The sequence below is a fragment of the Mesorhizobium sp. M0938 genome, assembly GCF_040319125.1.
GTDB classification, from domain to species: Bacteria; Pseudomonadota; Alphaproteobacteria; order Rhizobiales; family Rhizobiaceae; genus Mesorhizobium; species Mesorhizobium robiniae.
Genome location: NZ_JAMYNS010000018.1, coordinates 117,193 through 137,762 on the forward strand (window position 1 = coordinate 117,193; position 20,570 = coordinate 137,762).

At 60.1% G+C, this 20,570-nt stretch carries 14 protein-coding genes and 1 pseudogene; 8 read left to right on the forward strand and 7 right to left on the reverse strand.

The genetic code is table 11. The features are described 5' to 3' along the window. Nucleotides 1-388 precede the first annotated feature (388 nt). The 3 genes from gmd to NKH73_RS26460 all read left to right on the forward strand — a co-directional run bounded on the left by gmd (nucleotide 389) and on the right by NKH73_RS26460 (nucleotide 4,177). Nucleotides 389-1,459 carry a GDP-mannose 4,6-dehydratase gene (gene gmd, locus NKH73_RS26450; protein WP_023692482.1) on the forward strand — a complete coding sequence of 357 codons (1,071 nt, stop codon included), beginning with the start codon at nucleotides 389-391 and terminating at the stop codon, nucleotides 1,457-1,459. Further along, the gene (gene fcl, locus NKH73_RS26455; RefSeq protein WP_352937339.1) at nucleotides 1,459-2,403 is read left to right on the forward strand and encodes a GDP-L-fucose synthase; all 945 of its coding nucleotides are present in this window, start codon (nucleotides 1,459-1,461) and stop codon (nucleotides 2,401-2,403) included. The genes gmd and fcl overlap by 1 nt, the downstream gene beginning before the upstream one ends. A gap of 352 nt (nucleotides 2,404-2,755) precedes the next feature. Continuing rightward, nucleotides 2,756-4,177: a phosphomannomutase gene (locus NKH73_RS26460; RefSeq protein WP_352937341.1), complete on the forward strand. Its 1,422-nt coding sequence runs from the start codon at nucleotides 2,756-2,758 to the stop codon at nucleotides 4,175-4,177. 167 nt (nucleotides 4,178-4,344) lie between these two features. Here the strand turns inward: NKH73_RS26460 and NKH73_RS26465 are convergent, their stop codons facing one another. The 4 genes from NKH73_RS26465 to pdxR form a co-directional block, all read right to left on the reverse strand. Next, nucleotides 4,345-6,741: a transketolase gene (locus NKH73_RS26465; RefSeq protein ID WP_352776163.1), complete on the reverse strand. Its 2,397-nt coding sequence runs from the start codon at nucleotides 6,739-6,741 to the stop codon at nucleotides 4,345-4,347. A gap of 51 nt (nucleotides 6,742-6,792) precedes the next feature. After that, complete coding sequence (locus NKH73_RS26470) at nucleotides 6,793-7,743, reverse strand: PDR/VanB family oxidoreductase (RefSeq protein ID WP_352937342.1); 951 nt, start codon at nucleotides 7,741-7,743, stop codon at nucleotides 6,793-6,795. A gap of 6 nt (nucleotides 7,744-7,749) precedes the next feature. Continuing rightward, nucleotides 7,750-8,241 (reverse strand): MOSC domain-containing protein, encoded by a 492-nt coding sequence (locus NKH73_RS26475; RefSeq protein WP_023758446.1) that lies wholly within the window; start codon nucleotides 8,239-8,241, stop codon nucleotides 7,750-7,752. Between the two features lie 158 nt (nucleotides 8,242-8,399). Beyond that, nucleotides 8,400-9,905, reverse strand: a complete 1,506-nt coding sequence (pdxR, locus tag NKH73_RS26480) for a MocR-like pyridoxine biosynthesis transcription factor PdxR (RefSeq protein ID WP_023697829.1) — start codon at nucleotides 9,903-9,905, stop codon at nucleotides 8,400-8,402. 74 nt (nucleotides 9,906-9,979) lie between these two features. On the opposite strand from pdxR, the gene NKH73_RS26485 reads away from it, so the two are divergent. Both NKH73_RS26485 and NKH73_RS26490 read left to right on the forward strand, forming a co-directional pair. Further along, entirely contained in the window at nucleotides 9,980-11,212 is a 1,233-nt protein-coding gene (locus tag NKH73_RS26485; protein ID WP_023806678.1) for a trans-sulfuration enzyme family protein, read from the forward strand. A gap of 52 nt (nucleotides 11,213-11,264) precedes the next feature. Next, the gene (locus NKH73_RS26490; RefSeq protein WP_352937343.1) at nucleotides 11,265-12,167 is read left to right on the forward strand and encodes a dihydrodipicolinate synthase family protein; all 903 of its coding nucleotides are present in this window, start codon (nucleotides 11,265-11,267) and stop codon (nucleotides 12,165-12,167) included. 253 nt (nucleotides 12,168-12,420) lie between these two features. Here NKH73_RS26490 and NKH73_RS26495 read toward each other — a convergent pair whose 3' ends face one another. Both NKH73_RS26495 and NKH73_RS26500 read right to left on the reverse strand, forming a co-directional pair. Continuing rightward, nucleotides 12,421-12,561 (reverse strand): hypothetical protein, encoded by a 141-nt coding sequence (locus tag NKH73_RS26495; RefSeq protein WP_023689392.1) that lies wholly within the window; start codon nucleotides 12,559-12,561, stop codon nucleotides 12,421-12,423. Between the two features lie 3 nt (nucleotides 12,562-12,564). After that, on the reverse strand, nucleotides 12,565-12,945 hold the full coding sequence (locus NKH73_RS26500; RefSeq protein ID WP_023689393.1) for an ATP-dependent DNA ligase: 381 nt from the start codon (nucleotides 12,943-12,945) through the stop codon (nucleotides 12,565-12,567). Nucleotides 12,946-13,336: 391 nt separating this feature from the next. On the opposite strand from NKH73_RS26500, the gene NKH73_RS26505 reads away from it, so the two are divergent. The 3 genes from NKH73_RS26505 (at nucleotide 13,337) to NKH73_RS26515 (ending at nucleotide 19,214) form a co-directional block, all read left to right on the forward strand. Further along, nucleotides 13,337-13,795, forward strand: a complete 459-nt coding sequence (locus tag NKH73_RS26505) for a (2Fe-2S)-binding protein (RefSeq protein ID WP_023689394.1) — start codon at nucleotides 13,337-13,339, stop codon at nucleotides 13,793-13,795. A gap of 3 nt (nucleotides 13,796-13,798) precedes the next feature. Then, entirely contained in the window at nucleotides 13,799-16,009 is a 2,211-nt protein-coding gene (locus NKH73_RS26510; RefSeq protein ID WP_023776439.1) for a xanthine dehydrogenase family protein molybdopterin-binding subunit, read from the forward strand. Between the two features lie 1,141 nt (nucleotides 16,010-17,150). Further along, nucleotides 17,151-19,214: a carbamoyltransferase family protein gene (locus NKH73_RS26515; RefSeq protein ID WP_352937351.1), complete on the forward strand. Its 2,064-nt coding sequence runs from the start codon at nucleotides 17,151-17,153 to the stop codon at nucleotides 19,212-19,214. A 148-nt stretch (nucleotides 19,215-19,362) separates the two neighbouring features. On the opposite strand, the pseudogene NKH73_RS26520 reads toward NKH73_RS26515, so the two are convergent. Beyond that, nucleotides 19,363-20,023 (reverse strand): annotated as a pseudogene (locus tag NKH73_RS26520) (transposase); the annotation flags it as partial. Nucleotides 20,024-20,570 lie beyond the last annotated feature (547 nt).

Sequence of the window (20,570 nt, forward strand, 5' to 3'; positions counted from 1 at the left end):
TCAGATCATCCATTCTGTGGATGCACTTTATCCAAACAATCGATTTCACTGATCCAAACAATTCCCTTTAGAAGACGCTGAAGCAAGAAAGAAAGGCGTCCTCACTCACTGATGGATGAGCAAATCAGCTGCAAGGTGCTGGGAGTACATGTCGCTCACGGCGTGAGCTGAGCGGCACTCAGACCGCATGTACGAAGCCGACAGGTTAGCGGCGCAACTCTATTTTGCTGTGACTCCAAGCAAGAGGTGTGCTCGGCTGGCGGACTGTCAATGACGAGCTTCGCGCCGCATCTGTCGAAGTGCTCCATAGCGCACGGGGCTGGCCGCACATTGTGTCGGCGTGGCGAGCCGGAGCCGAAACTTTAAACTTTAATAGAGCAGGAATAGAATGGGCGATAGCAGAAAAGTTGCTCTTATTACGGGCATAACTGGACAGGATGGTGCCTATCTTGCCCGTCTTCTTCTCAAAAAAGGCTACATCGTTCATGGGATTAAGCGACGTTCCTCTTCCTTCAACACGGGTCGTATCGAAGACCTCTACCAAGACCCGCACGAATCCGATCCGCGCCTGATCTTGCATTACGGTGACCTCACTGATTCGACTAATCTCATCCGCGTGGTTCAGGAATCTCAGCCAGACGAAATTTACAACTTGGCTGCTCAGAGCCATGTGCAGGTGTCGTTCGAAACACCTGAGTACACAGCAAACGCGGACGGTATCGGTACATTGCGACTTCTTGAGGCGATTCGCCTCCTCGGTCTGACGGACAAGACCCGCTTCTATCAAGCCTCGACTTCGGAGCTATACGGCCTCGTGCAGTCCGTACCGCAGAACGAAACGACGCCCTTTTATCCGCGCAGCCCTTACGCCGCCGCCAAGCTCTACGCCTACTGGATGGTCGTCAATTATCGCGAGGGCTATGGTATGCACGCTTCCAACGGCATTCTTTTTAATCACGAAAGCCCCCTTCGTGGCGAAACTTTTGTGACGCGCAAGATCAGCCGCGCTGCCGCTGCTATCTACCTGGGCAAGCAGGACAAGCTTTATCTCGGCAATCTCGATGCTCAACGCGATTGGGGCCATGCGCGTGAGTACGTGCGAGGTATGTGGATGATGATACAGCAGGATCAACCGGATGATTACGTGCTGGCTACGGGCAAAACGACTCCTGTCCGCCAATTCGTCGAGTGGGCTTTCGAAGATATCGGCGTCGAGATCGAATGGCGTGGCAAGGGTGTCGGCGAAAAGGGCTATGATGTAGCGAGCGGCAGATGCCTAGTCCAAGTGGACCCACGCTACTTCCGCCCCACGGAAGTCGATCTTCTCCTGGGTGACGCTACCAAGGCGAAGGAGAAACTCGGCTGGGTGCATGAGACATCCGTGCGCGAGCTTGCTGCGGAAATGGTACGCGAAGACCTGAAGGTCATGCAGACATCTGTAGTCATGAAGGAAGCGTAATGTATGATCTGAACGGAAAAACCGTGTGGGTCGCTGGCCACAAAGGTATGGTGGGCAGCGCTGTTGTACGCCGACTCGCATCTGAAGACTGCAAAGTTGTGGCCGCCCCTCGGGGAGAGCTAGACCTCAAGCGACAGACCGAGGTTGAAAACTTCGTGGCAGTGATGAAACCGGACGCTATCATTATGGCGGCGGCAAAGGTAGGTGGTATTCTCGCGAACGCCACCTATCCGGTCGACTTTCTTTACGACAATCTGATGATCGAGGCCAATATCTTCGCGGCAGCCCACGAAAACAATGTCGACCGCGTCCTCTTCCTCGGCTCGTCTTGCATCTATCCGAAGATGGCACCACAGCCCATTCCTGAAAGCGCGCTTTTGACCGGGCCACTAGAGCGCACCAACGAATGCTACGCCGTCGCCAAGATCACCGGCATCAAAATGGCTCAAGCCTATCGCCAGCAATATGGCCGCGACTACATCTCCGCTATGCCGACGAATCTCTACGGGCCAGGCGACAATTATGACTTGCACTCAAGCCACGTCATCCCAGCGCTGATCCGGAAAGCGCATGAAGCTAAGCTCATAAGTGATAAGCAAATCATCATCTGGGGCACGGGCACACCACGTCGGGAATTCATGCACGTCGACGACTGCGCCGACGCATTAGTCTTCCTTCTGAAGAACTACTCTGACCATGATCACGTCAATCTCGGCTGCGGACAGGACATCACGATCCTAGAGCTGACCAGAATGATCTGCCGTGTAGTCGGATTTACTGGGGAGATCGCGCATGATCACTCTAGACCTGACGGTACACCGCGAAAGCTGATGAGCGTCGACAAGCTGCGCACTTTGGGATGGGCAGCAAAGATCACTCTCATGGAAGGCATCGAGAGTGTCTATCATGCATTTCTGAACGGGAGCTACACCGAACGGCGATAGATAAGAGGATTTGCTGCGTCTCAGGCCTGTACGCGCTTTCGGGACCCAGAGCTAATGTAGACTGAGACAATCACTCGATGGCGATAGCGCTCATGTGAGCCAGCCGCGAGGAGCCCTGCCGGACCCGGACCCCATCCGCTCCAACCTCGTCGCCGTGAAGGTCACGGTGCGCTGCCCACGCCGACGCCGACTGCGTCAATCCTCACAAGGGTAACCCTCGATAACCGAACGCGTCTACGGTAACCGAATGTACTTCTTGTTCTCGTCCGAGGGATCTGTCGATGGGCATTCCGGACGAGCCAAGGTTTGAGCATGTTACCTTCAAAACCCGGTTAGCAACGTCGGATTTGGTATGAAATTCGGAACAAGTGGATTACGGGGCTTGGCGACAGAATTGGCAGGAGCCGCCTCTGCCCTATATGCAACGGCATTCGCGACATTCCTGCTGGAATCCGGCCTGGCCAGAATTGGCGACGAGATACTCATAGGGCGCGACTTTCGCGCCTCGAGTCCGGCCATCGCCGCCGTCTGTGCGGCGGCACTGTCTGCGCTCGGCTTCATCGTAGTCGATTGCGGCGCAGTCCCCACCCCTGCCCTGGCACTGTATGCTCAGGCGCGTAAGAGTGGTTGTTTGATGATCACAGGCTCGCACATTCCGGCCGACCGTAATGGAATAAAATTCTATCGACCCGACGGTGAGATCGACAAGGGTGATGAGCGGGAGATAACGCGCATCGCCTTGCAGTTGGAGAAGCGCGGATACGTCCTTGAAGGTGCTGTTGCACGTCGGCAGCACCGGGAGGCCGAATGCAAGGCCTTTTTCATGGCGCGCAATCGAAAGCTTATGGAGATTAATGCTCTAAAGGGCTTAACGGTGGGCGTATATCAGCACAGCACAGTCGCGCGCGATCTCTTGGTTGACATTCTCTCATATCACTGTGCGACGGTCGTAACCCTGGGACGTTCGGAAGATTTCATTCCTGTCGACACTGAAGCGGTCTCTGACGAGACTGCTCAACAGTTCAAGCTCTGGGCCAAAGAGCATCGGCTTGATGCGGTCGTCTCGGCAGATGGCGATGGTGACCGCCCACTGGTAGCTGACGACCACGGAGACCCCCTTCGCGGTGATTTGTTAGGCCTGATTACGGCGAACTTCCTGCAAGCGAAGGCAGTCGTCACGCCGGTCACATCAAACTCTGGTATCGAGACCGCAGGTTCTTTTAAAGTCGTGCGTACCAAGGTTGGATCTCCATTTGTTATTGCTGCCATGCTCGATTTGATTGCGTCGGGTCACGAGCGCGTGGTTGGTTTCGAAGCAAACGGTGGTTTGTTGACCGGCACGGACTTTGACCCGAACGGAACTAAACTGCCAGCGCTACCTACACGCGACAGTTTTCTCCCCATCCTCGCGGCACTTTCCCTTGTTAATACAAGTGGGCAGCCACTGTCGGAGATTGGCAGTTCCTTTCAATTGCCGGCGGCGGCGGCGGATCGCTTGGAAAATTTTTCCGTCGAAAGCAGCACTCGCCTCATGACATACCTTCGTACAGCGGAAACTAACATCGCCGCCTTCGTCGGGTCGATTGGAGTGGTAAGCAAGGTTAGCGATGTTGACGGACTTCGTATCACTCTCGCGGATAAGCGTGTCTTGCATTTGCGTCCATCCGGAAATGCCCCGGAAATGCGGTGCTACGTCGAAGCCGAAAATCGGGAGGACGCGGAGCTTTTGCTCCGGACTGGATTGGATCGAATTCGTAATTGGGCGCAAGGCTAAATAGAAGCCGCCTCCCTGCGTATTCCCAGGTGACCCTGGGGGTCGCACAAGCTACTCAGGCGATCAGAACGTCCACAGTGTCCCGGCCCTGTCCGCTTTGAAGCGAACCGGAACGCCCGTGGAAACAGCCGATCCGTACCAGCCACGGAGCATCCGGTCGCTCATGGTCAAGGCAGCGCCTTCCGGTAGCGAACAGCCGGTCCCGCACTGACCGCCTGCGCCGCATGTACGATGGCGTTCGTGTCCAGGCCGTGGTGACGGTATAGGTCCGCAATAGTCCCCGTCTGGCCGAACTGCTCGACCCCGAGCGCCTTCACGCGATGCCCGTTAACCCCACCGAGCCACGCGAGCGTCGCCGGGTGGCCGTCGATCACGGTGACGATGCCGCAGTCACGCGATAGCGGCGCGAGCAGCCGCTCGATATGACTCAGGGCGCCAATCGCGCCACGCTGCCGGGCACGTTCCGCCGCCTGCCAGCCCGCATTAAGCCGGTCCGCGGAGGTGATCGCGAGCAGCCCGACATCGCGCCGGTCCTCCGCCAGAAGACCCGTCGCGGCAATCGCCTCCGGCGCGACGACGCCTTGATAAGCAATGACGACACTCGCGTTGGGCCCAGGCGGACGCAGCCAATAGGCGCCATTGACGATGTCCCGCGCGAGCGCCGGGTTCATCTCGCGCAGCGGCTGCTCGAGCGGCCGGGTTGACAGGCGAAGATAGACCGATCCTCCGGTCTGATCACGCAGCCACGTCGTCTCATCCGGATCCCCCTCGCCATTACGTTGCATGTAATCGAAGGCAAAGCGCATGATCACGGACAGTTCGTCGACGAAGGCCGGTTCGAAGGCGCAAAGCCCATCCTGCGCCATGCCGATCAATGGGGTGCCGATCGACTGGTGTGCTCCGCCCTCGGGCGCTAGCGTCACGCCCGAGGGCGTTGCGACCAGCATGAAGCGCGCATCCTGATAGCAGGCGTAGTTTAGCTGGTCGGCCGATCGGTAGATGAAGGGATCATAGACTGTCCCGATCGGCAGCAGGCGCACGCCATTGATCGAGTGCGAGAGACCGAGTGCCCCGAGCATGATCATCAGGTTCGACTCGGCGATCCCGAGCTCGAGGTGCTGCCCCTTCGGCCCAAATTCCCAGGTAAAGGTCGACGGAATGCGTTCGGCCTTGAAGGTGTCCGCCATGGTCTCCCGGGCGAAAAGGCCGCGCCGGTTGACCCAGCCACCGAGATTGGTCGAGACCGTCACATCGGGCGAGGTGGTGACAATGCGGTCGGCAAGCAGACTGCGCTCGCGTGCGATGTCGTTCAGGATCTGGCCGAACCCCATCTGGGTCGAGAGCGGCTTGCCGGGCTGCCCCGGTGACGGAAGGGTTTCAGGCACCGGCACCGACGGCGCAGACAGCCTCCTATGCCCCTCACTGAAGAACGGCGCCTTTGCGAAGAAGGCGTCAAGTTCCGCTTCCGGCAAGGTGGCGGCCGCCCATTTGTCCCACTCCTCACCCCGCTTTACGCCCATTTGCAGGCGGTAGTCTTCCATCTGCGTGGGCGTCATCTGCCCCGCGTGGTTGTCCTTGTGTCCGGCAAGCGGCAGACCGTAGCCCTTGATGGTGTAACAGATGAAGCAGACGGGACGGTCATGCCTGGACGCCGCCTCGAAGGCTTCGAGGAGGCTCGGCATGTCATGCCCGCCAAGGTTCGTCATCAACGCCTGCAACTCGTCGTCGGAGCGGCGTTCGATCAGAGTGGTGACCGGCCCTTGGTCTCCGATCTCGTCGAGCAGCCGCTTGCGCCAGGCAGCACCCCCTTGGAAGGTCAGCGCCGAATAGAGCTGGTTCGGACAGCGCTCTATCCACTCGAGCAGCTTCTCGCCCCCCGGCTCGGCAAAGGCAGCCTCTTGCAGAGCGCCGTGGCGCAGGACCATCACGTCCCAGCCGAAGTTGCGAAAAATCTGCTCGAAACGCTGCCAGAGGCCCTCCCGGATCACGGCGTCGAGCGACTGGCGATTGTAGTCGACCACCCACCAGCAGTTCCTGAGCCCGTGCTTCCAGCCTTCGATCAGGGCCTCGTAGATGTTGCCCTCATCCATCTCGGCGTCGCCGATCAGGCTGACCATTCGGCCCTCGGCACGCTCCTTCATCCAGCCGTGACCCGAGACGTAGTCCTGCACCAGCGACGAGAACAGCGTCTGAGCAACGCCGAGACCCACCGACCCGGTCGAGAAGTCGACATCGTCGACATCCTTCGTCCGCGAAGGGTAGCTCTGCGCGCCCTTGTAGCCGCGGAAGTTCATGAGCTTTTCGTGGGTCTGGTTGCCCGCCAGATACTGAAGTGCATGGAAGATCGGCGCCGCATGGGGTTTGACCGCCACCCGATCCTGCGGGCGCAGGACCGAACCGTAGAGCGCGGTCATGATGGTACTCAGCGACGCGGACGAGGCCTGATGCCCCCCGACCTTGATCTCATCGCCCTCGCGGACGTGGTTGGCGTGGTGGATCGTCCAGGCTGCGAGCCAGGAGACGCAGCGCTCGATCTCGTTCAGATATTCCAGTTTCCTCGTCATTCAGTTTCCCGCAAATCAGCTGCCGGTCTCACAGGACCCCCGCCCAAATGGTCAAAGATCGAGTTTCAACACACCTGTCGCGCGCGACACGCAGGGGATGAAGCGGTGGCCGCGTGCCTCCTTGGACAGGACGGCATCCCGATGGATCGGCTGTCCCGCCAGCATTGCGCATTCGCAGGTCCCGCACACCCCGTTCTCACACGAGGCCATCAACGGCACACCGGCCGCACGCAAGGCGGCCAGTGCCGTGGTCTCAGCCGAAACCTCAACCACCCTGCCCTCAGCCAGTTCTATGACGAATGGTTCCGGTGGCGCGCCATCAAACTCGGGAGGCTGGAAAGTTTCGAAATGAACAGTACCCTCGGGCCAGTGTTGAGCCGCGCGCCCCACAACCGCCATGAAGCCAGGCGGTCCGCAGTAGTATGTCTGCGCGTCGTCCGAACGGTTCGCCAGCAGCGCGGCGATGTCCTGGCGGGTCGCCGGCTCGTCGTCGAAATGGAACCGAACATTGCCGCCAGGAAGATCGTCCTCGATCACCTCCAAGAGTGGCGTGAGCGCCCGGCCGCGGGTGAAATAGTGCAACTCGACGGGCTTGGCCTGCCGGGTGAGCGCGCGCGCCATGGCCAGAATCGGGGTGATCCCGATTCCCCCTGCCAGCAGCAAAGTCGGCCCCTCGCCTGGCTTGAGCGCAAAATGGTTGCGTGGCGCGGAGACAGGCAGTGTGGAGCCGACGGCAATGGTTTCGTGGATCCACGCCGAGCCGCCACGGCCGTCATTCTCGCGCTTCACCGCGATGGTGTAGCGGCCAAGCTCGGTCGGGTCGCCGCAAAGTGAATACTGACGCACCTTCCCTTCAGGCAGATGGACGTCGACGTGAGAACCCGCTTCGAACGCCGGCAGCACAGGTTTGCGTGGGTGTTTCAGGTCGATGACCAGCACGTCGCCCGGCTCCTTGCGGGCGGCGGTCACGGTCAGCTTCATGATGATGCGCGGCGACGCCATGGCGTTTCACTCGTCGATGGGCAAGATCAGATCACCGGGGCGGATCACGCCCCCGACCTCGATTGTGCAGTTCAGGCCGGAGCGGTTCAGAAGCCCCTCGTAGAGACCCGGAAGCCCGAGCAACTCCTCGATATACTTGCACGGCACATTCATCCGGGCGGCCCTGAGAATCGTTTCCCCGACCCGGAAGCGTTTGCCGACAAGATGGCTAAGCGGAACGCCTCGTGTCGTCAGATTGCGCCGGTGATCTTCGGGTGCGAGCTTGGCCTTGAAGCCCGGAATTCTGGGTTCGCCCTGCGCGATGGCGTCCAAGACTTCAGCTTCGATCAGCGTCACTTCGCGAACGTCAGGACGCGCGGAATAGGTCCCCGTCCCCAGGTAGTAGCGGTCTCCGACAATGCCTTGGCCGGCAATAAGCTGCGCCTGCGCCAGCTCCTCCATTTCATAGGAGGCAGCGGGCGCGATATGGACGTGAAGCAGCTTTCCTCGCCAGGTCATCATCGCTCTCGGAAATTCGTCTCGTGGAAACCTGCTGCAAAACTGGCCTGATCAACAGCGCCAGTTGCATGGCATTTTCCCGGTCCAGTTGGCTGTTTGGAAAGAAATACGGGGGCCCTCGGACCGTTTTCAGCGCCAGCTTTCGGCGTCGCCCCGGCTCAGTTGTTCCGCGCCGGCATCGCGTCTTGCACCTGCTTGACAACCTCTCGCAGGACCTCAACGCCCTTCCCGATCTGCCGAATGCTCAAGGCGGCATAGCCCATGACAAGTCCCACGCGATCGGTGCGGCCTTCGTCCGATGGCCGTTCGTAGAGCGGCGAGATCAGGTGTAGCCCCAGGCCAGCGTCGCGGGCGGATTCGACCAAGGCCGTTTCCCGCGATCGTGGCAGGTCATTGAACCAAACCGCGACGTGCAGTCCCGCATCTGCTCCCTGGACAGTGATGCGATCCCCGAAGCTGTGCTGCAAGGCACCCAACAACGTTTCCCGACGCTCGCCGTTCAGCCTGCGCACACGGCGCACATGGCTTTCGTAGCCGCCGCTCTCGATCAACGATGCCAGCGCTTCCTGTTCAGCGACCGGCGAATGCCGGTCTGCGAATTGTTTGGCGGTTGCGAAGACCTCCTGCAATTCGGGCGGGACGACGAGGTAGCCGATGCGCAGCATCGGCGAGAGCGTTTTGGAGATCGTGCCGAGGTAGATGACAGCCCCGTGGTCCTCGAGACTGTGCAGCGGAGGGACCGGATTGATGTCGTAGCGATATTCGCTGTCGTAGTCGTCCTCGATCACATAGGCATTGTTGTGCCGCGCCCATTTCAGAAGCTGATGGCGGCGCGCGATCGGCATGACGCCGCCCAGCGGAAACTGATGCGATGGCGTCACATAAGCCAGTCGTGCTCCGATCCCCGCCAGCAACTCGGTCCTCATCCCGTCTTCGTCGACGATGACCGGGATGGGTGAGGCACCCGTACTGGCAAAGACCTGACGCGCCATCCTGTAGCACGGATCCTCGATGACGAAACGGTCGGCGGGATCGAGAAGCAGGCGCGCGCACAGATCAAGGCCCTGCTGCGAACCGTTCACAACTATGATCTGGTCGAGGTCGCAGCTCAGGGTCCGGGCGCGCCAGAGATAGCCCTGAAGCGCCTGGCGAAGCCGGCGCGAGCCGCGAGGATCGTCATAGGCAAGACGCAGCGGGCGCTGCCCCATCGCCTCGTTCATCGCGCGTTTCCAGACCAATGAAGGGAAATCCGACGGCGCGAGGTCGCCATAGCGGAACTCGACCTTCAGCCCAGTCGGCAGATAATCTGGCCAGGGTGACGTCGCGCGCAGCCGCTCGCCATATGCGGACAGGTGGATTGGGCCGACCCGTTGCGCGTGAGTGCGCCCCGTCCCATGGCCCATCAACGAAGACGCAACGCGAGGTCGTGCGCCTTGACGGACTTCGATGAAACCCTCCGCAGCCAGTTGTTCATAGGCGACCGTCACCGTGGTTCGCGAAACGCCGAGGTCATTTGCCAGGGCCCGGGAGGATGGCAACTGACTGCCGGTTTCGTAGACGCCGCCGAGGATTTGCTCGCGAAGGGCTTCGTATATCTGGCGTGCACCCATCGCGTGCGAGCGCGCTGCAGACCCGGCACTTGAAGACTGGACCATCTCTTTCATCGCCAACTGGATATTTCACATTGGCCAGGTTGCCGTCAATCTTTCGGAACCCCAAGAGAGATCGCAGAGGCCGAATGACCAGCTCCCATCAATCCGAAACCGATGCTCCCACGGGGTCGCTCAACCGCACCAGCCCCGGATTTGCCACCCGGGCGATCCATCATGGCTACGATCCGGCCGGCTTTTCCAATGCCGTCCAGCCGCCAGTGTTCCTGACGTCAACCTATGGGTTCGAAAGCGTGGCAGCAAACGATGCCGCCGCCGCCCTTGGTGGACGGCTCTATGCGCGCGAATACAATCCCACGACCGAGATCCTCGAGCAGCGGCTCGCCAATCTGGAAGGAGCCGAGGCGGGGCTGGTTGTTGCCTCGGGGATGGCGGCCTTCGGCACTCTGATCCTGTCGCTCCTGTCCCAGGGCGATGAACTCATCGTCCACAAGACGCTTTATGCGAACACGCTTGCCATGGTCGAACAGGCGGTCCCCCGCTTCGGCATCAAGGTCGTCGCGGTCGATCTGTCAAATCCCCACAATCTCGATGCTGCGATCACCGAGCGGACGCGGCTGGTTTTCTTCGAGACGCCGGTGAATCCGCTGAGCCGCATCCTCGACATAGCGGCAATTGCAGAGCGCGCTCACGCGCGCGGTGTAAGGGTTGCAGTCGACAGCACCTTCGCCTCGCCCGCGCTCCAGCGACCGCTTGAGCACGGGGCGGACATCGTGCTCCATTCGATGACCAAGTACATCAATGGTCATGGCGATGCCCTTGGCGGGGCGCTTCTCGGCGACGCCCAAACGCTCCGTACGCTGCATGAAACGGGCCTGCGCTACATCACCGGCGCAGCGCTCTCGCCCCTGTCAGCTTTCCTAATCCTGCGCGGTCTCAAGACGCTGACGCTGCGTATGGAACGGCACAGCGCCACAGCCCTTGCGGTGGCTCGGGCGCTGGAAGCGCACCCGGCGGTGGCATTTGTGAGTTATCCGTTCCTCGACTCGCACCCTGATCAGGTGACGGCGCGAAAACAGATGTCCAACGGATCGGGCATGTTGGCCTTTGGCCTCCACGCTGGATACGAAGGAGCGCGCCGGATGATGGACCGGCTCAACCTGATCATTCGCGCCGTCAGCCTCGGCGATGCCGACAGCCTCATCTATCATCCAGCAAGCCTCACCCGTGCTCGGCAGCCGATCCGCAAGGATGCCCATTTGGCCGATGGAGTCGGCGAGGATCTCATGCGTCTCTCGGTGGGGCTTGAAGACGCTGATGACCTGATCGCCGATCTGCGGCGGGCTTTGGACGTCTTGTAATGACCTGGCGTGCGGCCACCTCTGCGCTCACACATAGATCTGGAGCCTTGCCATGGCATTCCTGAGCGGTCTTTCCGCGTTCCCCATCACCCCGACCAATCGTGACGGCCGCGTCGATAGCGTTGCCTTGCGCAGGCTGATTGCTCGGCTTGGCATTGCTCAGGTCGATTCCATCGGTCTTCTCGGCAGCACCGGCACATACATCTATCTGTCGCGCGAGCAACGGCGGCGGGCGCTCTCCGAGACCTTGGACCAAACGGCGGGGCAAATGCCGGTCGTGGTGGGTGTGGGCGCGCTGCGCACCGATGAAGCCGTGGGGCTCGCGCAAGACGCCAAGGCCCTTGGAGCAGCTGCGGGTTTGCTTGCCGCCGCCTCCTACACCCCGCTTACTGATGACGAGGTGTTCGATCATTTCTCCACTGTGGCGCGCGAAAGTGGCCTGCCGATCGTCGTCTACGACAATCCAGGAACGACGCATTTCCATTTCAGTCCACCCCTTGTCAGCCGCCTGGCAAAGGTGGCTGGGATTGTCGCCATCAAGAATCCGACAGACAAAAGCGATGCGATCAAGAACCACCTGACCGCCCAGAGGCGCACACTGCCGGAAGGGTTCTCGATTGGCTACAGCGGCGACTGGAACGCCGCCGAGGCCATGATCGCCGGCGCCGACACATGGTACAGCGTCCTTGCGGGCATCCTGCCCGAGGTCTGCATGACGATCGTCACAGCGGCGCAACAGGGCGATGCGGCCGAAGCGCGACGGATCAATGCCGCGCTGGTCCCGATCTGGAGCCTCTTCAAGGAGTTCTCGAGCCTTCGCGTCGTCCATGCACTCGCTGAATTGCTCGACGTTTGCAGTGCCGAACCCCCGCGTCCCATCCTGCCTCTGCCCCCAGCAGCGAAGCGCCAGATCGCCGCCGCGTTGAAAGGTTTGCCATCGGATGCCAGCCGGTGAACAGCAAACCCCGTTCGGCAAGTGAAAGGAAGTGCATGTATTTACCCGCTCATTTCGAGAACTGATCGAAAACAACGCACTCGGCGTGCTGATAGCCATGGCTGGAGCGGTCTCGACGCCAATCACACCCCTTCGAACTCGACAATCGACTGCGGAGGTACAGACTGCGCAGGGCACTCCGCCCATGCCGCACCGTTCGCCTTCAAACTAGGAATCGGTGGTTTGTCCATTTGAATGGCATCGAGCCGGCGCTTTACTCCGGCCCGGTGCGCGCATTGAAGCCGGTGCCAATGCCGCCGGCGAACACCAGATTTCCGTCCTCGACATTCGCCAGAGCACGCTTCCCGACCGCCGTAACTGTTGCCGGGTTCGCAGCCGATGACGATGAACTCATCACTCAGCACGCATTTTGTCTCACCCATTCTTGGCGCCGGCCGGATCGATATGGACTGACACGCAGCTTGGAGACGATGCCGTCGAGGCCGAACTGGCAGACTTGCGCGAGAATGTCGCTGCCGCCGCTGATCTCGTCGCTCAGAACGATGCCGTTTGGGCGGCGTCTCAGCAGGTTAACTAGCGCTTTGCGCCGATCGACGAGTGGCCGATCGCGAAGACCCTCGCCGTCGATCTTGAGCAGGTCGAAGCCGGCAAGCATGGTCCTGACGTCTCCCGCCGCGGCCAAGAACCCGCTGAAGACTGGGAATGCGCGACAAGCCTTCTGGTCAACGACGAACGCCTCACCGTCTATTATCGCGTCCGAGGCGCCGAGCTCGGCCACCGCCCGGGACGATAGCCGGAAACCTGAGGGTCCAGTCGTGGAGGTTGCGGGTCGAGGTAGGCCCCCATCGATAGTCGTCCCATTTCATTTCGTGTAGCCAATCAGGGCCCTGCCGGACGCGGCCGACCAGCGGTCGATGTTCGCGACGACCCGAATGTCCAGTCTCGTGTAACTCAGCCTAAAGCGGCCTGTCCGCCCAAAAAATGACATTCAGTTGCCTCCAGCCTTTCGACACGACCCACTTCACGATCTCGTAACTCGCCAACCTAGCGGCTTGTTGCTTGAGCTGCGCGTTCCTAGGGTGTGGTCGCTAGGCCTCAGCAACAAGAGCTGGTTGCCAGGCGGGCGGAGGCTCAACGAGATAGCCAGCTCAGGACAAGGAGAGCAAGCAATGGTCGCTTTTACCCTCAATGGCGAGGCGCGAACACTCGACGTCGATCCAGAGATGCCGCTGCTCTGGGCGGTCCGTGACGTCATCGGACTCACGGGAACGAAATTCGGTTGCGGGCTTGCCCAGTGCGGCGCTTGCACGGTTCACGTTAACGGCATGCCGACGCGCTCGTGCCAGACCGCAGTCGGCGACATCGAAGGAGCCTCGATCACCACCATTGAGGGTGTGTCGGGCAAGATAGGCGAAACGGTCCAGGCCGTGTGGGCCGAGTTCGACGTACCTCAATGCGGCTATTGCCAGTCTGGCCAGATCATGTCGGCCGTGGCCCTCCTTACAGAAACGCCTAAGCCGACGGACGATGATATTGATTCGGCGATGAGCGGCAATCTCTGCCGCTGCGCCACCTATCACCGCATCCGCGCGGCCATCCACGAGACCGCCAACCGGCTGGAGACTTGAGGCATGTCGCAGTTTCTCTCGAAGCATAACTCCGTGCGGCCCACGCGCCGCCGGTTCCTCGTCGGCGCGGGCGTCACCACCGCTGGCCTCGCCGTGGGCTACCGGCTAGTGCTGGCGGCGTCCGACATCGCACAAACGACTACTGCAAAGGTTCAGGCGAACCCCTTCCAGACCTATGTCGAGATCACAAAGGAGAACCGGATCATCATCTACTCCTCGCAGTTCGAGATGGGACAAGGCTCCTATTTCGGCATCGCCACCCTGGTTATGGAAGAGCTCGACGGCGACTGGGCGCAGGTGGACGTGGTCGGCGGATATGGCAATACCGCGCTCTACGGCAATGTCGCCTGGGGCGGGGCCGCACAGGTAACTGGTGGCTCCACGTCGATGAGTTCGTCGTGGGAACGCTACCGCAAGGCGGGTGCTGCCGCACGGGCCTTGCTGGTGGCGGCCGCGGCGCAGCGGTGGGATGTGCCAGCCGGCGAGATCAAAGTCGCTTCCGGGGTCGTGTCGCACGCCTCAGGGATGCAGGCGCGCTACGGTGACCTGGCTGAAGCCGCAGCGGGAATGCCGGTTCCCGACGACGTGCCGCTAAAGCCGCGCGACAAGTGGGCCCAGATCGGATCGGACAGCCTCAAGCGCTACGATTCCGCCGGCAAGACCAACGGCGCGCAGACCTACACGATCGACCTCATGATGGAGGGACTCCAGACGGCCGTTATGATCCATCCGCCGAAGTTCGGCGCCGAGATCGAGAGCTTCGACGCAACCAAGGCCAAGGCACTCGACGGCATTGTCGATGTCGTCCAGACGCCGCGAGGCATTGCCGTGGTTGGCAGGGACACCTGGACGGCGCTGAAGGGCCGCGACCTCGTGGAGGTGACCTGGAACGAGGAGAAGGCCGAAGAGCGCGGCACGGCCGAGATCATGGCCGAATACAACAAGGCAGCAGACGATCTGGGCGCGGCCACCGCGCGCGACGACGGTAACACTCCCGCAGCGTTCGCCAGTGCTGAGAAAATCATCGAGGGGCACTACGAATTCCCCTATCTTGTCCATGCTTCGATCGAGCCACTCAACGCGGCCGCCCGAATCAACGAAGACGGCACCATCGACGTCTGGGGCGGACACCAGATGCCCGACCTTTATCAGGCGGCTGCCGCTCAGGTAGGCGGCACCACGCCGGACAAGGTGAGGCTGCACGTGATGAAGACCGGCGGCAGTTTCGGCCGCCGCGCGGTCTTGGATGCAGATGTCATCATCGAAGCTGTTTCCACAGCGCGTGCACTGGGACGCGGCAAGCCAGTGAAGGTGCAGTGGACCCGCGAGAATGACATGCGGGGTGGGCGGTACCGGCCGGCCTATGTGCACGCAGTCAAGGCGGGGCTCGACAAGAAAGGCAATGTCGTCGCTCTCCATGACCACATCGTGGGCCAATCGGTCTTGGGCGGTTCGACCTCTGCGGCGATGATCAAGAACGGCATCGATCCAACCTCCGTAGAGGGCGCCACCAACCTGCCCTATGCGATCCCGAACCTGAAGGTCGAGCTGACCACCACGGACGTGAACATCCCGGTGCTGTGGTGGCGTTCGGTAGGCTCCACCCACACCGCTTACGCGGTGGAAACCCTGATCGATGAGCTCGCCGCCGCTGCGAACCGTGATCCGGTCGACTTCCGCTTGTCAATGCTCGGTCACCATCCACGGCATGCCGCCGTGCTTAAAGTGGCTGCTGAGAAGGCAGGCTGGGACAAGCCTCTGCCGGAAGGCCGTTTCCGCGGCGTGGCCCTGCATGAAAGCCTCTCGACCTATGTCGCCGATGTGGTGGAGATCACCCTCAACGATGAAAATGGTTTCAAGGTCGACCGCGTCGTCTGCGCGGTAGATTGCGGCACCGCGATAAATCCTGACCAGATTCGCGCTCAGATGGAGGGCGGTATCGGATTCGGGCTAGGCGCGATCCTCCAGGAGGAGCTGACCCTGAAGGGCGGTGTCGTAGACCAAGAGAACTACGATACCTATACACCGCTCAGGATCGAGCAGATGCCGCGAGTCGAGGTGCACATTGTGCCGTCCGAGGAGCCGCCCACGGGAGTTGGTGAGCCAGGTGTGCCGCCGATCGGCCCGGCCGTCGCCAACGCGCTACGGGCGGCGACGGGCAAGACTATCCGCAAGCTGCCGATTATAAAGAACATGTCAGGAATGACACCATGAAACAGCCGCGATGAAGATCGCGCCGTTTTCGAACGCCTCCTGACAGGCGCTCATTTCCATGGGTCAAATTCCGGCGGCTGCCCGCTCCAATAGCCGGTTTGGAGACGGCACCCCGTGTTCTGAACGACCACAGACGGGCCTTGGCGCCGGTTCCACTGAAGAACCGCTTTCGAGACGCAAATGCGTCCACTCCATTGAAGAGCACAACCGTATAGCACCAGGAAGGCTAGCTACCTCCATCGCTTCGGAGACCCAGGAACCCTCAGAAAACCGAACCTCCCGAGCTCAGAGGCGCTCGTGATCACAATCGCGCTGGTGCGTGGATCATTGTTCAAGGGTTTGCCGATAGGCAGGCGAGATGGCCGATCGACATGATCTTCGCCCGATGCCCTACAAACACAATGCCAGCCGCTGTCACGGAGTCGCGAAGACGAAGGCAATGAGGGTCGACGCCGATACTCGTCGTTTGGTTGACAGAGCGCTTGGAATGCCATGCGCTTCACATCGGAGTAGCCATCCGGGAAGCCTGAAGCGCTTTGAAAACGCATGTGCTGCGGCTGTTATTCATAGCGTGGATGACTTTGATCAAAACAGTCGATTTCATCACTCTTCCGGAATCGTGCATGGACAAAAAAGAGCCTCACGCACCAATCACACGCTGCTCTATCGCGTGACGAAAGCTGCCTTAGGAATAATCCAAAGGAGAAAATCTTCGATGCGCCCTGACGTGCAGTGGAGGTCGTGCCGAGAAAGTGAGTTGCAACTGGCCGACAAAGTCGGGCGGTGCGACCATGGTCGCTTCGGAGAATGAAATCGGGCCAGTTCACGGGGGCGGTACTGTTATTCGTCGACGGCCGCCCTTCCCAAGAACAGGCGGCATCGCAAGTTGGTTCTGCCGATGAAAACGACATCGCCGGATACATTTCAGCAGCCGCTCAGGATTGGATGATCCAGCCAAGCTCTCGGCGTGATGGCACTGTAGGCGTCACAGTCGAAGCATCTCATTGATCGTTTATGAGGCTTTCTTCGATGCCGCTGATGCCTGACGGGCGGTCGCAGCTGCAGGCGACAACACGGCCTATTTAGTTGGAAACAGTCGAGGTAAGCCAATTTGGCTTCCCGTTACTATTTGGAGAAAGAAATGCTGTGCCTAGGAATCAGCGGCGGACTTGACCAAGTCCATGAAAACCGATTCGAGCGTCCGAACGCCTTTATGCACGATGGCGCCGCGGTGCTCGTCCGAGACGGAAAGGTGATAGCCGCCATAGAAGAGGAACGCCTCAATCGAATCAAGCACTCGAACAAGCTGCCAAGTGGTTCGATTCAATACTGTCTCTCGACGGCCGGGGTTCAGCTCAGCGACATCGATCGTGTCGCGGTCTACGCCAGCGAGCCCTATGCCAACGCCATGCTTGAAGGTATGTCCGCTTCCCAACCGGACATTCTCTCCACTCCGTTGGATGCTAAAATGTTGGTGCAGAACCTGTTAGCGCGTGAGTTCGGCACTAAGTTGGACAGTTCGCGTATTTCATTCGTAGGTCATCATCAGGCGCACGCCGTGAGCGCCTTTGCAATGTCGGGCTTCGAACAAAGTCTCATTCTAGCGATTGATGGCTGTGGTGATTTCCTGTCGGGCCTTGTGGCGGTAGGGTCTGGCACAGAAATTACGCAAATCGAGGCTTTCCCGGAGGACAATTCTCTTGGGCTGTTTTATCTCGAGACGATCCGCTGTCTCGGCTACGGCATGTTCGACGAGTATAAGGTAATGGGACTCGCGCCCTATGGCGACCCCGCTCCCTATCGCGAGCTCTTCGAGCAGTTCTACGAGCTCTCCGCCAACGGTGGCTACCGTGTTCACCTCGACCGCATCGGTCCGGCGTTGCTCCGCAACATCGAGATCAGGCGAAAGGGAATGCCTTTCACCCAGCAGCATCGAGATGTGAGTGCGTCACTGCAGGAAGCGCTTGAGCGGATCGTGTTCCACATTCTCCGGCACCACCGTGAGGCCACCGGCATGAAGCGGTTGTGTCTGGCGGGAGGGGTAGCCCACAACTGCACGATGAACGGCAAGCTGCTGTATTCAGGGCTTTTCGAAGACATCTTCGTGCAACCCGCGTCTCACGACGCTGGCTGCGCATTGGGAGCTGCGCTGATAGTCTCTAACGAGATGGGCCGCCCCGCGCCGCGTGAGCGACTGCAGGAGGTCTATTGGGGTCCTGATCTCGGGAGCGACCGCGCCGTGGAACAGGAACTGAATGCATGGTCCGGACATCTCGAGGTTGAACGCTCTTATGACGTAGCGAGCAGTGCAGCCCACTGGATCACCAACGGCGCCGTGATCGGCTGGGTGCAGGGTCGTTCGGAGTTTGGGCCACGTGCGCTGGGCAACCGCAGCATTCTTGCCGACCCTCGGCCCGCTGCAAACAAGGACCGGATCAATGCCATGGTCAAGAAGCGCGAAGGCTATAGGCCTTTCGCACCATCTGTGCTGGAAGAGGATGCGAGCGAATTTTTCGACCTCCCGGACGGTAAGCACGAATTTCCATTCATGAATTTCGTCGTTCGCGTGCGTGACTCAAAGCGCGCCTTGTTGGGTGCCATTACGCACGTCGACGGTACGGCTCGGCTGCAAACAGTATCGCGCGATGCCAACCCCGCTTACTGGGAGGTCATCAATGCGTTCAAGAAGCGGACAGGCACTCCAATTCTGCTCAATACGTCCTTTAACAACAATGCTGAACCGATCGTGGATACGGTTGCAGACGCGATTGCCACATTTTTGACGACAGAGCTGGATGGACTTGTGGTCGGGCCCTTCTTGGTAAAAAAACGGGCTGCAACGCTGCAGGATTGGACTGCGCTTGCGATTTCATTGCCTCCCTCAGTCTCCCTCCATCAAACCCGTGCTTACACAGCGCGAGATCATCAGGAGACTGTCTGCGAGATTATTCCGAACCACTCCAGCATTGACAGTGTGCGAATTTCAAACGACCTGTTTAATCTGCTGATGCGGATTGAGGGCGAAGCCGTGTTAAGCGATCACCTCAATATAATTGCGCCGGATAAGGCTAAGCATGAAGCTCTGCTGGAGGACCTGCGAAGACTGTGGGAGCAGCGCCTGGTTCGGCTGCATCCCTCACAAGCTGCTCGGATGGATCATGGGTCCGATAAAACGCCGGACCAGCCTAATAGGCTATCAATGTGATAGAGATGCCGCTCAAGCTCGGCCAATCAATAGTGTTCATCGACCCCGCCTGCGAGCTCACCGCTGTGATTAGGGGGGTCGAGGTCGCCCTGGTCAGTATGCTTAGGAATGCTATTGAATGGGTCGTGTGCCTGGGTTGGAAGGCGGGTCTGGCCTCACCGGACTTCTGTGTCGAGAGGTCCAGCCCGCAAAACTTTAGAAACTGGCGATGATGACCTAAGCGGCGAAGATCGCCGGCTTCGGCAATGACGGTCAATGCCTCGATCGGTCCGATGCCCGGGATTTGTCGCAGGAGCTGATAATCCTGGCTGTGCCGCAGCAGATCGTCGGCCTGTGCTTCGATCTCATTGCGGTGCCGGATCAGGCTGCGTGCTTCGTCAATGACCATCTGGAACATGCGAATGGCAGGCGCATCAAGTCATCCAGTGGCAGCGGCAATCCGATCGATGGGCGCGCTGTCTCGAAAACATCGTCAGAATCTGTGTCTTGCTGACCTTGCGGCCGACGGCATCCCAAGCTGCTGCCACAAACTCCTCCTTCGTCAGCGCCGTGAAGCTTGCTGGGGTCGGAAAGGCATGGAGGAAGGCAAAGAACCGATCGCTGCGGCTGTTCCCCCGGAAGCGATCGATCTCGGGAAAATACAGCGGCTGGTAGTGTGTCAGCATGCGGTGCTGGATCTCGGTCTAGGCCCTGGCGATCGCTTCATGTGTCTTCGACAGTTCATGCACGTCGTTGATGCCGGCTCGCAGCGGATCATGGTAGACCTGCGTCGCCTGTATCCTGAGCATGTGTAGGATCACCTGGGCATCGATCTTCTTGCCGAATATGACGCCGAAGGCCTAAGGAAGCCCAGGCATCTGTTCTCGATTTTGCCTGCTAGGCTGACGAGAAGGTCGCGTGCCGACAGCAGCACCCGCACGACACAGGTGCCGTGGCTCTTGATGCGACCTGCTTAAACCATCCGGTCCGTCCGATCTGAGCAAGGCCGCCGCTCGCGGCGGCCCGATTTGTCCGGCATCATCGAGAGGGCGGCGCTTGACACGATCGGAAGTCCGCGCTTCGTTAACTCGTTCCAGAGCCAGATCGCAAGCGGTCACGGCTCCATGCCGATCCGCTCCGTCTCCGCAGCTCCACAGTCCCGCCCGCATCTCCCGGTCGCGCCCGGGTAGCCATTGCGCTGCAAGGCGGGTCTGATCGCTACGGCGGCGCCGCCACCATCAGTCGGTTCGGCGACAAAGCCAATCATCTCCCGTAAGAGAAGTGCTTTCGGGGTACCTCTCCGGCGAGGGCCGCCTTGCGGGAGCATGGCCCGGTAGCGAAGCTGCGCTCTTAAGGCGTCCTTTCGAGCGCAGTTAG

Coding starts and splice junctions, on each gene's coding strand:
- gmd (WP_023692482.1), top strand. CDS start 389: ATGGGCGATAGCAGAAAAGTTGCTCTTATTACGGGCATAACTGGACAG.
- fcl (WP_352937339.1), top strand. CDS start 1,459: ATGTATGATCTGAACGGAAAAACCGTGTGGGTCGCTGGCCACAAAGGT.
- NKH73_RS26460 (WP_352937341.1), top strand. CDS start 2,756: ATGAAATTCGGAACAAGTGGATTACGGGGCTTGGCGACAGAATTGGCA.
- NKH73_RS26465 (WP_352776163.1), bottom strand. CDS start 6,741: ATGACGAGGAAACTGGAATATCTGAACGAGATCGAGCGCTGCGTCTCC.
- NKH73_RS26470 (WP_352937342.1), bottom strand. CDS start 7,743: ATGGCGTCGCCGCGCATCATCATGAAGCTGACCGTGACCGCCGCCCGC.
- NKH73_RS26475 (WP_023758446.1), bottom strand. CDS start 8,241: ATGACCTGGCGAGGAAAGCTGCTTCACGTCCATATCGCGCCCGCTGCC.
- pdxR (WP_023697829.1), bottom strand. CDS start 9,905: ATGAAAGAGATGGTCCAGTCTTCAAGTGCCGGGTCTGCAGCGCGCTCG.
- NKH73_RS26485 (WP_023806678.1), top strand. CDS start 9,980: ATGACCAGCTCCCATCAATCCGAAACCGATGCTCCCACGGGGTCGCTC.
- NKH73_RS26490 (WP_352937343.1), top strand. CDS start 11,265: ATGGCATTCCTGAGCGGTCTTTCCGCGTTCCCCATCACCCCGACCAAT.
- NKH73_RS26495 (WP_023689392.1), bottom strand. CDS start 12,561: ATGAGTTCATCGTCATCGGCTGCGAACCCGGCAACAGTTACGGCGGTC.
- NKH73_RS26505 (WP_023689394.1), top strand. CDS start 13,337: ATGGTCGCTTTTACCCTCAATGGCGAGGCGCGAACACTCGACGTCGAT.
- NKH73_RS26510 (WP_023776439.1), top strand. CDS start 13,799: ATGTCGCAGTTTCTCTCGAAGCATAACTCCGTGCGGCCCACGCGCCGC.
- NKH73_RS26515 (WP_352937351.1), top strand. CDS start 17,151: ATGCTGTGCCTAGGAATCAGCGGCGGACTTGACCAAGTCCATGAAAAC.